Source organism: Clostridioides sp. ES-S-0006-03, from assembly GCF_020662275.1.
Lineage (GTDB): Bacteria > Bacillota > Clostridia > Peptostreptococcales > Peptostreptococcaceae > Clostridioides.
Genome location: NZ_JADGMM010000001.1, coordinates 111207 through 124386, shown reverse-complemented (window position 1 = coordinate 124386; position 13180 = coordinate 111207). Strand labels below are relative to the sequence as shown.

Genomic DNA, 13180 nt, shown 5'->3' with positions numbered 1-13180 from the left:
ATCACCTTAGAATATAACCAATACTAATTGTCTTAGGAACATCAATAATACTATTGCAATTAAAGGAGAAAAATCTATCGGCCCATTTGTGTATTTGTACATTATAGACCTGATTGGACCTTCTATTGGCTCTGTAAGATTTTCTAAAATCTCAAAAATTTTGCTTTGTCTTCCATTTGGAAACCAAGTCATCAAGCTTTTTATAACTATCATCCATGCTATTATGTCTAAAAGATAATATAGTGCAATTCTTATTGTTCCCATACATTAACCGCCTTTTTACTATTTATTTTGCCAAGGGAAGAATGCTTTGCTTTCTAATTCTTTTTTCATATTTGCATCTATATCTACATTATTAGGAGCTAGTATAAATATTGACTTAGAAACCTTTTGTATACTTCCATCTAAAACATAAACCGCTCCATTCATAAAATTAAATATAGATTTACGAACTTCAGAATTAGTCAATCCTTCCAAATTCACTATAACTGCCCTTCTTTGTTTTAGATGGTCTGCTATAGTTGCAGCTTCATCATAAACTTTAGGTTCAACTATTACAACTTTCATTTGAGAAGTTGTATGTAAATTTACAATTTTATTTGCTTTTGCAGCACTAAATCCTCCATTTATTTCTTCCTCTTGAACTATATCTTCCATACCACCTTCATATTCATCTTCAACATAATCTTCATCTTCATCAACTATCCAGTTCTTAAATTTAGATATTATTCCATTTGACATTATTAACTTCCTCCTTAGAATTTATTCAGATTTGAGTAATTATTTTTTATTGTAATTTCTTTCTCCAAAGATTGATGTTCCAACTCTAACAATGGTAGCCCCTTCCTCTATAGCAATTTCATAATCGTGACTCATTCCCATTGATAAAACATCCATACCTACATTAGATATGTTTAATTCTTTTATTTGTGTTGATAAATCTTTAAGACCTTTGAATACACCTCTTATTTCATCTTCATCTGCTACAAAAGGTGCCATTGTCATTAGACCTTTTATTTTTATATTTTTATATTTTTCTGACACTTCTTTGACAAAATCTATAACTTCTCCTTTATCAAGTCCATGTTTAGATTCTTCTTTAGATATATTCACTTGTACTAAGCAATCTATTTCTCTATTTATTTGCTCAGCCCGTTTTTGAATTTCCTCGCATAATGCAACTCTATCTAAAGAATGTATCATACAAACTTTATCTATTATGTACTTAACTTTATTTGTTTGCAAAGTTCCTATTAAGTGCCAATTTAGTTTGTCACCTATAATATCATACTTTCTAGCTAATTCTTGAGGTTTATTTTCACCAACAGAAGTAATTCCTTCTTCCATTGCTTCATTAACTAAATCTACATCAACAGTTTTAGTAACTGCTAAAAGAGTGATTTCTTTACTATCTCTATTTACTTTTTTTGCAGCTTCATCAATTTTACTTCTTATTTCAGATAAATTCTCTTTAACAGAACCCATTATTATCACCTACTTTATCCTTATATTTGTGTTTATTTTGTTAGGTCTTAAAATTATTTTGTCATATAGATTAACACTTTTAACTCCATTTATGTCATTTTTATAATAATCCACAAATACAGAAGATTCATTTTCATAAGTTATCCCTTCTAGTATGACAAATTTTACACTTTGTGATTGTTCATCAATTACATATACACCACGTTTATTGTCTTTTGTTTTTATAGAAGTTTTAGGTATTTTTAAACATTCCATCTGATTATATATTATATCAAATTCTTCGACACTTGTATCCTGATTTCCAATAATTTGGTTACTTATTTTTAATTTTACCATTATTTTATTATTATTTTTATATATTTTGTAAACTTTTGCATCTATTTTTTGTTTGTCATATTCAATTACGACATCTTGATTTTTTTCAAATCTTTTATAATCTTCTTTATCAACATATATTGATAAATAACTACTCTGGTCATTAAAGTCTTTTTCTAGAGTACCTTCTGTACTAATTTTTGCATCGACTACTTCAGATTTTAATACTAATGTATCTACATTCTTACTAATAATCATTATTAAAATATTAAATACTAAATATATAAGAATACCAAGTATCACTAATCTGGTATATTTAACCTTTTTCAAAGACTCTCCCCCTATATAATTTCTTTCATTATAAATACTTCTTCTAAAAAAGGTTTATTCCTTTTTTATATGATAATAATTGTTTTTTTTCATATTAAATTTATTTTTTATCAATCTTCCTATACAAGATTGTATTATTTATATATAATTATATTGTAAAGTATAAGTTTAACTTAGATTTTAAACTTGCTTTATATACCTTTATAGTTATTTTTATTTTTAGATACAATATAAAACCAATTAAAATTTAAAATTACTTTTGTTCTGTTGTCATTAATTAGTTAATTATTTACACATTAGGATAACGTTATCATAAGCAAAAGTTTATGTCCTAAAAAAAATACAAGGAGGATTTTCTTATGTCAGAAATTTTATTAGGAACAGGTTTACTTTTATTGGTTCTATGTTGTTTCACAATTTTTAGTTACAAAGCTCCATATGGTATGAAAGCTATGGGAGCTCTTGCAAGTGCTGCTTGTGCTACTTTCTTAGTCGAGGCATTCAATCTTTCTTTACTTGGCGACGTTTTAGGTATGGAATTTTTTAGAAGTGTTGGAGCCGCTAATGGTAGCCTTGGTGGAGTTGCTGCTGCTATACTTGTGCCATTAGCTCTTGGTGTATCTCCAGTTTATGCTGTTTTAATAGGATTATCATGTTTAGATTTTTCTATATTATCTGGATTCGTTGCTGGATACTTTGTTTCTTTCTTAATTAAGTTTATAGAGAAAAAGGTACCACCTGGAGTGGATTTAGTAGTTGTAATCCTTCTATGTGCACCACTATCTCGTCTTATAGCATCAAATGTAGACCCATTAGTTAATAGTACACTACTACAAATCGGACAAGTTTTAATAGAGGCTACTAATATTAGTCCTATAGTAATGGGAATTATATTAGGAGGCTTAATAACAGTAGTTGGTACATCTCCACTTAGTTCAATGGCGCTTACGTCTATAATTGGTCTTACTGGTCTTCCTATGGCAATAGGAGCATTAGGTGCTTTTGGTTCAGCTTTTATGAACTCAACATTATTTGCAAGATTGAAGTTAGGATCTAAAAAAGATATTATATCTGTTGCTATTGAACCATTGACTCAATCAGACATAATTTCGGCAAATCCAATACCTATATATTGTACTAATTTCTTTGGAGGTGCTTTTTCTGGTATCATTGTAGCTTTGATGGGTCTTGTAAATATGACTCCAGGTACAGCTACACCTGTAGCTGGATTTGCTATAATGTTTGCCTATAATCCAGTTAATCAAGTACTCATAACAGCTGGCTTATGTGCCTTATTTAATGTAGCTGCAGGATTTTTAGGCTCGAAAATATTCAGTACTTTTAAAGTTCTTACTGCTGGTGAAATACGTGGTACTGATGTAGAAAAAGAAATTGCTTAAAAATAATAAGATTTATAAATTAATATTTTAAGTTAATATTTTAAATGATAAAGTTTTATATTGTAGGCAATTTTATTAATTGCAAGCGTTTTATTTTTATATTTATTTATGATTATTATGTGTGTTAAATATTTAGATAGTTTTTTATTTTTTTAATTTACTTTTTATTTAGTTTTTTATTTAGTTGATGTATTAAAAATAAATGTTAGTATAATTTATTACTATTAGATATCATAACTTTTAAGGTACATAAAAAGTTCTATTTAATAATTAGATAATATTAAAAAATAAAAGCGATACATGACCTTTTAAAAAGTCTATGTATCGCTTTGTTGTTATCACAATCTCAACAAAAATTTTAAAATTTATTATTTTAATTATAATCTTTCAATATATAGACTCACATAGACAACTTTAATTCTGTCATATAAATCTTTATTTGAATATTATTATATGTAATGTACTTAGTTTTTAAATGAATGTATAGGAGCTGGAATTCTTCCTCCTCTTTGAGTAAACAGTTCAGATGAATTTTTATTTATAGGCATTACTGGTGCTCGTCCTAAAAGACCTCCAAACTCGACCATATCACCTACATCACACCCTGGTGCTGGTATAATTCTAACTGCTGTAGTCTTATTATTAATCATACCTATTGCTGCTTCATCAGCTATCATAGCTCCAAGTGTACCTGCTGTAGTATCTCCTGGCACAGCTATCATATCAAGACCTACAGAACAAATTGCAGTCATAGCTTCAAGTTTATCTATACTTAAAGCACCCTTAATAACAGCATCAATCATACCTGCATCTTCAGATACTGGTATAAACGCTCCACTGAGTCCTCCAACATGTGAACATGCCATAACTCCACCCTTTTTAACTGCATCATTTAAAAGAGCTAGTGCTGCTGTAGTACCATGAGTACCAACAACTTCAAGTCCCATCTCTTCTAATATATTTGCTACTGAATCTCCAATTGCAGGTGTAGGGGCTAATGATAGGTCTATTATTCCAAATGGAACATCTAGTCTACTAGAAGCTTCTTTCGCTACAAGTTGTCCAACTCTTGTAATTTTAAATGCTGTCTTTTTAACAGTTTCTGCAACAACATCAAATGGCTCTCCTTTTACCTTTTCTAAAGCTCTCTTAACAACACCAGGACCACTTACACCAACATTGATAATTCTATCTGCTTCACCAACACCATGGAATGCTCCTGCCATAAATGGATTATCTTCTACTGCATTACAAAATACTACTAGTTTTGCACAACCAAATCCTTTTGCATCTTTTGTCATTTCTGCAGTTTCTTTTATAATTTCTCCCATTTCTTTTACTGCATCCATATTTATACCACATCGTGTAGAACCTACATTTACTGAAGCACATACCTTATTAGTACTTGCCAAAGCTCTTGGAATTGATTTAATTAATATCTTATCACCTTTTGTATATCCCTTTTGAACCAATGCTGAGAATCCACCAATAAAGTCTATTCCTAAATCCTCTGCTGCTTTATCTAATGTCTGTGCGAATTTCACATAATCTTCTTCATCTGTTGCACCTGCAATAATGGATATTGGAGTTACTGATACTCTTTTATTTACAATTGGAATACCAAATTCACGTTCTATATCCTTACCAACTTTTACTAAGTCTTTAGCAGAATTCATAATTTTATTATATATTTTTTCTCTCGCTTTATCTCCATCAGGGTCTATACAATCTAGTAATGAAATCCCCATAGTTATAGTTCTTATATCTAACTGTTCTTCATCTATCATCTTGATTGTTTCAAGTATATTTCCTACATTCACTGTTATCACCTCCCCTTACTATTTACTACAGATTATGCATTGAATTAAAGATTTCTTCTCTTTGAATTTTTACATCTACTGATAATTTCTTTCCTCTTTCAATTAAATCTTCAACCGTTTGCTCAAAAGAATTTAATGCTTTTTCTAAATCAACTACCATAATCATTGTAAAATATTCTTGAAGTATTTTTTGTGAAATATCTACTATATTAATATTTTGCTTGTATAGCTCATCACTAATTCCTGCTACTATACCTGGTTTATCCTTTCCAATCACTGTTAAAATTGCTCTCATAATAATATCCTCCCTTATTTTTTTATAAATCTTACATTTTTACAAATTGAACTAGTTGCTAACATATATTTCATTTATTTGTTGGTAAATCACTTTTTATGTATATATTTAATATATTTTAATACCTATATATTCATTTGTCAATTTTTTTTCAATATTCTATTATTTTTATACTATTTAACCAAACTGTATATTATATATCATTTTATTAATAGTTATATATAGTTTTCATAATAATGAAAGGCATTACTTAGTAGCTTTATAATTTACTAAATAATACCTTTTTAAAAATTATTTTTTTATTTGTATGAATTCTATTACATTTTTTCTTACACTTGGATTTACAGCTAATATAGAAACAATCATAGTTGGAGTTAATATACAAAGTAAAAAGAAAATCTCTCTATTTAAATTATATTTTTTAAATATAGATTTAAGATTCTCATTGTCATTTGCTATTTCATCATAATTATTTACTCCTGATTTTTCATTGTTTATTTCTTTATTTCCGTTTACAAAAGCCTCTCCATAAGAGAAATATTGATTATTATTGCTAAATACTGATTTCTGTTTTAAATTATAATTGCTATCATCTTCTATCATTAAATTTTTACTATTAAATTTATTTTTATACTCATAATCATTTTCTTTATCAGCATTTATATCAGTATTTTCTTTATTATTTTGATGATTTTTATTATCGACACCACCAGCACTTGGTCCTATGTTATCTTCTGAATCATTTGGTTTTCCTCCATTAGAATCATTATTTTCATTACTACCATTGTCAGTATTTTCTTTATTTTCATTATTATCTTCTTCTTTATTTTTATTGTTATTACCCTCATTTTCACTACTGCCATCTCTATCTGGGTCATCTCTACCACCACCTCCACGATCACCTCCATCTATAATAACGTCTCGGTCATCTTCTGGTGTCATCTGACCATTGCCTCCACCCATCACAAATCCTGGTTTTAAAAATATATTTGAATATCCGTCCCTTAATCCACCTTCTACATTTACTCTAAAACATCTCAATTTAAAATCTTCAAAATCAAGTATAGTTTGGTTACTAATATAATTTAATTCTTTGCTTACCCAATTTATACCATCATCAGAATATTCTACAAATACCTTCTTGGCATTATATGGCATACTGTAATCTAAAATAGCTGAATAACCCTTTTTTGAGTTTATAAAAGATACTTCTAAATCGTTTATAGGTCCTTTATTTGTAACATGAACATATAAAATAGGCGCAACATTATGATTTAGCACTATATTATTTTCATTTAGATATTCTTCTTTAAATTTTCCTTTTATCACGAACTCTGCATTTTTATTTAAATCAGTATAGTAATTTGATAAATCCCAGTCCACATCTAACCTTTTAAACTTTCCACTAGAAGTTTTTAAAGTTACAGTTTGAGGAAATTTTAAATCTTCTATTTTATCTTCTTTTGTTATCATTATTTCCTCTTCAAAGACTCCAATACCTCTGCAATTACACCTTATAATATTATAATCATCATCTTGAGGTATATCTGGCATTATTGTATTTTGCTCTCCTATAATATAGACATTCTTGATCTCTGATACAATTGACCGTCCTTTTTTATTGTTACTTCTTAACCCTAAACTTTGCTGTTTATTATCATCATTGACAATTACTGAAGTATCCTCTATTTCGACTTCTCCCTTAGAATAAATTCCTATAGCATTTTCTCCATCAACTTCAATCGTTTTACAGTCTACTCTAACATTATTTTCCGAATAAATTCCTATAGCGTTTTCTCCACTTGCTTTTATGTTTCCAACCTCACCATAATATGTATCTATAATTAAATCAGCTTCTTCTTCTGCATACAAAGCAGTTCCATTTAAAGCAGTTATATTATCTATCCCTATCCTTAGCTTTCCTCCTCGTTCTACATGAATTACACCGTCTGTTTCACCTTCTCCAATTATATTTAATTCATTCCCATTGATAAAAAAGTTCCCTTTATCTTTTATGAGTATTTTATACTTATTGGTATCTATTGTAATCTTAGTTCCATATGGAATACTAAGTTCAAAATAACCATCTATTACCATATCACAAGAAAGAGTGTAAACTATTTTTTTATTATTATATTCATTTTTCAAAATCCAACTTTTAAAATCATTCAGACAATTATTTTCTTGGGAAAAACTCTTATTTGGGAAAAGTGCAAAAATCATAATTAACAAATTTATAAGAATAAAAGCTTTGTTTGTTTTGCTCATATTTTTCTCCTACTAATTCTCTTATCAAATAAAATTGAGTTATTTTAAACAATTTTACTTATTTTACTATTTAAATTTTATAAATTTATTTATATACTTTATGATACCAGGATTTACTGCTATTATTGAACATAGCATGATTAAAACTACAATTCCAATTCCAATGATGATTCCACTATTAAAATTTTGAGTTTTATTCTGTGATTGAGAAGGAGAGTCTAATTTATCATTAAACTTACCTACTTCAGAAGTATCTTCTCGATTTAAGGCATTATCGTCATTAAATGTATTTTGAGGAGATTTATAATTTTCATTATGACTTTCTGTTAATATTTCCTTTAAACTACTTTCAATTTTATTTTTCATGATTAAATCATTACTCTTAAAGTTTTTGTCTTGATTATTAATGTTTTTGTTTGTTTCATTCTCTGTCTTAATATCTTTTTCATCTGACTTATCATTTTTTTCATCTTGCTGAAGTTTATTGTCTTTTTCTTCATCATTAGATTCTGTATCTTTATTAGAATCTTCAGGTCTTTGCTTATCAATAGCTTCATTCTCATTATTGTCATTTGTATCTCCAATAATCTCAGAATCTTCTCTATCTGGGTCATCTCTACCGCCACCACCACGGTCTCCATCAATATCATCATTTTCCCGTTCATCATCTGGTGTCTCTTGGCTATCGCCACCTCCCGTTATAAATCCTGGTTTAAAAACTATATTTGAATACCCTTCTTTTAATCCTCCTTCCACTCTTACTCTAAAACAACGCAGCTTAAAATCTTCAAAGAAAAGTATAGCTTGGTCTCTAATATCCTCCTGTTCTTCAGATATCCAATTTATTCCGTCACTTGAATATTCAACAAAAACTTTACTTGCACTATATGGCATGTCATAATACAAAGCAGCTACATATCCATTTCTTGTATTTTGAAATTCCAATTCCAAATTATCTATTGGTTTTTTCTCTATAACAGATATATTCAAAATAGGAACAACATCATCATTTATTATAATTTTTTCTTTATTTAATGTTTCTGTTTTAAACTTTCCTGTTATACTAAAATTTTCTTCTTTTTTTAGCTTTTTATAATAATCAGTAAAATCCCATTCTACATCTATATCTATTTGATTACTACTAGATGTTTCTAATACCATATCTTTGGGAAATTTTATATTTTCTATTTTATCATCTTTACTTACTTTTATTTCTTCACTAAATACATTAATTCCCCTATGACAACATTTTACAATATTATATCCAGAATCTTCAGATATGGCTGGTATAAACTCATTATAACTATCAATTATATAAATATTTTTACTTTTTGATACAATTGATTTAACAGTTTTATCTGAACTTCTTAATAATCTAGTTTTGTTGTCATTATCATAAGCTCTTACTGATGTGCTTTCCAACTCAATATCACCTTTACAATATACTCCTACAGCATTTTTCCCTCTTACCTCTATATCCTTATATGGCACTCTAATGTCATTTTCAGAATAAATTCCTATAGCATTATTTCCATTTGCCCTTATATTTCCAATACTTTCATAGTATGAACTAAATCTTAAATAACCTCCTTCTTCAATATATAAGGCAGTTCCGTTGGTAGCAATTATATTATCTATACCTATATTTAATCTCCCTCCTTTTTCTACATGTATTACTCCATCTTCTCCACCCTCTCCTACTATATTCAATTCATTTTCTTGAATTATAAAATTCCCTTGGTCTTTTATTAAAATTTTATATTTATTAGTATCTATTGTGAGTTTAGCTTCATCTGGAGTGAAAAACCTATATTCTTCATCTATCACCATATCACAAGAAAGAGTGTAGACCATCTCTCCAGTATTGTTTTTATTTTCTTGATACCATATTTTAAAATCTTCAAGGCAATTATCCTCTTGTCCAAAGACTTTATGTGGAAAACTTATAAAACATAAAAATATTATATTTACAAAAATAAATATCTCATACTTTCTCATACTACACCTCTAGAATTTTTTTAGCTTAAAACAGCCTTGTCTAAAAATATACTTTACTCATTATAATTTTTCCACAATTATCAATTATTGTCAATTTATATAAAAACTTTTATTGATTTTTATAAATAAAAAGCTACTTGTTAAAGTAAACAAATATTTTACTTTAACAAGTAGCTATATTTTTATAACAAAATAGTTATGATATTAGAACTTCCTTCATTTACAATTTTTTGTAGAGTCTTTTGCATCTTGACTCTTATTTCCTCTGGCATAGTATACAATTTACTTTGAAGCTGTTCTTTTACTAAATCATGAAGTGACTTCCCAAACATATTTGATTCCCATAAATCTGCTGGTTGCTCTTCAAATACCTCCATAAGATATTTTATCATCTCCTCACCTTGATTTTGATTTCCAACTATAGGAGAAACTTCTGTAGATATATCTGCTTTTATAATGTGAAGTGATGGTGCGTTAGCTTTTAACTTAATACCATACTGTTTTCCTTGTTTCATTATTTCTGGTTCTTCCAAGCTAAGTTCTTCTAAAGAAGGGGCTACTACTCCATATCCTTTTATCTTAGCATCTATTAAAGCGCTTTCTATCTTATCATACTCATTTTTAACTTTAGATAGTCTAGTTATCAGGCTAAGTAATTGATAATCCCCTTCAATTTTAAATCCACTTTTTTCTTCAAGGACATTATAGAATAAATCTTGCTTTGTTTGTAAGTCAATGTTTATGACACCTTCCCCTAACTCTACATGGTCAACACCTGTATCATCTAAAAAATCTAACTCAGAGAAACCTTGCATAATTCCTTCTATATCTCTTATTTTACCTATATCTATAATGCTCTGTTTTAATGTTGTTATTATACTGCTTTTTATCCAGTGATTTCTCTCAAGACCTTCCACCCATTTAGGTAAGTTTATTCTTATTTCTGTAAGTGGGAAATCATATAGTACAGTTTCCATAACTTCTTCTATATCCTCATCTTCCATTTCAACTATATTCATTGGAAGGACTGGAACCTCATATTTTTCCTCTAATTCATTTCTAAGCAGACTTGTTTCTTCACTTCTAGGACTTAACGTATTTAAAACTACAGCAAATGGTTTTTTAAGATTTTTTAATTCTTGTATAACTCTCTCTTCTGGCTCTACATAGCTTTTTCTATCAATACCAGTAACTGAGCCATCTGTCAAGACAACTATTCCTATTGTAGAATGGTCTTTTATAACTTTTTTAGTCCCTATCTCTGCTGCTTTCTCAAATGTCATAGCTTCTTGTGACCAAGGAGTGGATACTAATCTTTGCTTTCCACCTTCCTCATGACCTAAAGCTCCTTCAACTATGTATCCAACACAATCTACCATTCTCACTTTTAAAGATACTGTGTCTTTTATTTTAATTTCTACACCATCTGCTGGTACAAATTTTGGCTCTACTGTCATTATAGTTTTGCCTGAACCACTTTGAGGTATCTCATCTCTTGTTCTATCTTTTTTGAACTCATTGTCTATATTTGGGATAACCAACTTTTCCATAAACTTTCTTATAAAAGTTGATTTTCCTGTTCTTACAGGCCCCACTACTCCAATATATATATCCCCCTGAGTCCTTTTGGATATATCTTCGTATATGTTATTATTCATATTATTCCTCCTATACATCTAATCTTATTAAATTATATTTAGATTTCGAGGTTAATATTCTTAAAATAGAAAAATAAAGACCAGCAATATTAATTTAGTTTACATATAGAAATTTGCAAATTTCAATGTAAATTAAATTATAATGCTAGCCTAAATAGTAATGTATTATATTAACTAACTTTAGTAGTATTTTCATTTGACTTACTATTCATTTCAATAAGCTCTTTACGTCTTTCTTTAGTCATATTCATCCATATAAATGTAAACACCAATCCAATTATGGCTACTATAGTAAGAACAATGAAGTAGTACTTATATCCAGTTACACCTGGAAATGCATCTAATATCTTTCCTGCTGCTAGAGGACAAAGTACTTCTGGAAGATATCCTAATGTAGCAACTATACCTATAGCAGTTCCTGATATTGATAGTGAATAATTACCTTCTTCAAGTAATGAATAATGTAAACCTTGAATTGCATACATAGATACATATATTGCAACACATCCAATCAATAGTACATAAATCATAGAAGATTTCGTTGGTGTAAAGATTACACCTAAAAGTCCTGCAATCATAAGTATAAATCCATAAGATATAATCTTTGATGAACCAACTTTATCTCCAAGCAATCCAGAAGCAGCTGATGCTACTGGTCTACAGTACTGAGCTAATATTGATATTGCAGATGCAAATACTACAGTAGCTCCAAATGCTTCAGTTGAATACGGCGTAAAATAATAAAATGACATATTAGCTGAATATGAGCAAAACATTATTATTGTTATTATCCATGTATGAGGCATTTTTATTACTGTAAAGAAAGCTTCTTTATCAAATTTGGCTGATACCTCTTTTTCATTATCTTTTAACTTAAAAAATACTAATAATCCAACTATTACATTTATAGCTGAATACAGTACTATAATAGCTGTAAGACCAGATTTATCACTTACTTTTGATGAAATATATCCAAATAATATTAAGACTATAGATAAATGAATTGCATTGGTAATTCCACGACCACTTTCCATAAATCCAAAAGCTTTTCCTTGTTCATTTTCAGATGCTAACATCCTGACAGCTTTTACAAGAGCTGGCCAAAAAGTAAGTATTGTTGTTATTCCCCATAAAGCATGGATTAAAAATACAACAATATATGGAGGATAAAGCGTTAATACAAGACCAGATACCCCTGTAATAATTAAAGAACCTGAAAGTAGTTTTCTGGCTGAAATACGGTCTGCTAAGAAACCACCAAAAAGGTATGATACCATTGCAAGTAGACCATAAATGCTTCCTAAACTCCCCATTTGTGTATTTGTAAGATTAAATGCTTGTGCAAAAGTGTCATAGTAATAATTCTTTAAATATGGTAAAGCATATATAAAGGCTCCTGCTACAAAGAGTATTATCAAGACTTTGAAATTTTTCCAAATGCTTGGTTTATTCACTTCAACTGACATATTTCCTCCTTATGTAAATACTCATAAATTTTTATGACAACTAATTATTGATTTTTTAACATTTCAATATATTATAGATTTATTGATATGTTAAGTTAATTTATCCATAATTTTTAGTGAACTAAAGAGATACGCTTTTAGTTCA

At 28.6% G+C, this 13180-nt stretch carries 11 protein-coding genes; 1 reads left to right on the top strand and 10 read right to left on the bottom strand.

Annotated features, from left to right (window positions below; genetic code table 11):
• Positions 1 to 6: 6 nt before the first annotated feature.
• From IR151_RS00540 to IR151_RS00525, 4 genes are read right to left on the bottom strand one after another with little or no spacing between them, the layout of a single operon-like run.
• The gene (locus IR151_RS00540) at positions 7 to 264 is read right to left on the bottom strand and encodes a YggT family protein (protein ID WP_054274603.1); all 258 of its coding nucleotides are present in this window, start codon (positions 262 to 264) and stop codon (positions 7 to 9) included.
• An 18-nt stretch (positions 265 to 282) separates the two neighbouring features.
• Positions 283 to 741 carry a cell division protein SepF gene (locus IR151_RS00535; RefSeq protein ID WP_227432445.1) on the bottom strand — a complete coding sequence of 153 codons (459 nt, stop codon included), beginning with the start codon at positions 739 to 741 and terminating at the stop codon, positions 283 to 285.
• Positions 742 to 780: 39 nt separating this feature from the next.
• Entirely contained in the window at positions 781 to 1485 is a 705-nt protein-coding gene (locus IR151_RS00530) for a YggS family pyridoxal phosphate-dependent enzyme (protein ID WP_227432444.1), read from the bottom strand.
• Between the two features lie 9 nt (positions 1486 to 1494).
• Positions 1495 to 2130, bottom strand: coding sequence for an HlyD family efflux transporter periplasmic adaptor subunit (locus tag IR151_RS00525; RefSeq protein ID WP_227432443.1), 636 nt, complete (start codon positions 2128 to 2130; stop codon positions 1495 to 1497).
• A 359-nt stretch (positions 2131 to 2489) separates the two neighbouring features.
• Between IR151_RS00525 and IR151_RS00520 the strand changes: the two genes are divergently transcribed.
• On the top strand, positions 2490 to 3530 hold the full coding sequence (locus tag IR151_RS00520) for a PTS sugar transporter subunit IIC (RefSeq protein WP_227432442.1): 1041 nt from the start codon (positions 2490 to 2492) through the stop codon (positions 3528 to 3530).
• A 464-nt stretch (positions 3531 to 3994) separates the two neighbouring features.
• Here IR151_RS00520 and IR151_RS00515 read toward each other — a convergent pair whose 3' ends face one another.
• From IR151_RS00515 to IR151_RS00490, 6 genes are all read right to left on the bottom strand, one after another.
• Positions 3995 to 5350 (bottom strand): PFL family protein, encoded by a 1356-nt coding sequence (locus IR151_RS00515; protein WP_227432441.1) that lies wholly within the window; start codon positions 5348 to 5350, stop codon positions 3995 to 3997.
• A 25-nt stretch (positions 5351 to 5375) separates the two neighbouring features.
• A complete protein-coding gene (locus IR151_RS00510) occupies positions 5376 to 5645 on the bottom strand; it encodes an ACT domain-containing protein (RefSeq protein ID WP_227432440.1) in 270 nt (89 codons plus the stop codon).
• Positions 5646 to 5936: 291 nt separating this feature from the next.
• Positions 5937 to 7913, bottom strand: coding sequence for an Ig-like domain-containing protein (locus tag IR151_RS00505; RefSeq protein ID WP_227432439.1), 1977 nt, complete (start codon positions 7911 to 7913; stop codon positions 5937 to 5939).
• Between the two features lie 66 nt (positions 7914 to 7979).
• Positions 7980 to 9911, bottom strand: a complete 1932-nt coding sequence (locus IR151_RS00500; protein WP_227432438.1) for a hypothetical protein — start codon at positions 9909 to 9911, stop codon at positions 7980 to 7982.
• A gap of 182 nt (positions 9912 to 10093) precedes the next feature.
• Positions 10094 to 11569, bottom strand: a complete 1476-nt coding sequence (gene spoIVA, locus IR151_RS00495) for a stage IV sporulation protein A (protein ID WP_227432437.1) — start codon at positions 11567 to 11569, stop codon at positions 10094 to 10096.
• Positions 11570 to 11739: 170 nt separating this feature from the next.
• Complete coding sequence (locus tag IR151_RS00490; RefSeq protein WP_227432436.1) at positions 11740 to 13035, bottom strand: MFS transporter; 1296 nt, start codon at positions 13033 to 13035, stop codon at positions 11740 to 11742.
• Between the last annotated feature and the right edge of the window lie 145 nt (positions 13036 to 13180).

Excerpts from the sequence above, each read along its gene's own strand:
- IR151_RS00535 (WP_227432445.1), bottom strand. The coding sequence starts at position 741 with ATGTCAAATGGAATAATATCTAAATTTAAGAACTGGATAGTTGATGAA.
- IR151_RS00490 (WP_227432436.1), bottom strand. The coding sequence starts at position 13,035 with ATGTCAGTTGAAGTGAATAAACCAAGCATTTGGAAAAATTTCAAAGTC.
- IR151_RS00500 (WP_227432438.1), bottom strand. The coding sequence starts at position 9,911 with ATGAGAAAGTATGAGATATTTATTTTTGTAAATATAATATTTTTATGT.
- IR151_RS00540 (WP_054274603.1), bottom strand. The coding sequence starts at position 264 with ATGGGAACAATAAGAATTGCACTATATTATCTTTTAGACATAATAGCA.
- IR151_RS00530 (WP_227432444.1), bottom strand. The coding sequence starts at position 1,485 with ATGGGTTCTGTTAAAGAGAATTTATCTGAAATAAGAAGTAAAATTGAT.
- IR151_RS00505 (WP_227432439.1), bottom strand. The coding sequence starts at position 7,913 with ATGAGCAAAACAAACAAAGCTTTTATTCTTATAAATTTGTTAATTATG.
- IR151_RS00520 (WP_227432442.1), top strand. The coding sequence starts at position 2,490 with ATGTCAGAAATTTTATTAGGAACAGGTTTACTTTTATTGGTTCTATGT.
- spoIVA (WP_227432437.1), bottom strand. The coding sequence starts at position 11,569 with ATGAATAATAACATATACGAAGATATATCCAAAAGGACTCAGGGGGAT.
- IR151_RS00510 (WP_227432440.1), bottom strand. The coding sequence starts at position 5,645 with ATGAGAGCAATTTTAACAGTGATTGGAAAGGATAAACCAGGTATAGTA.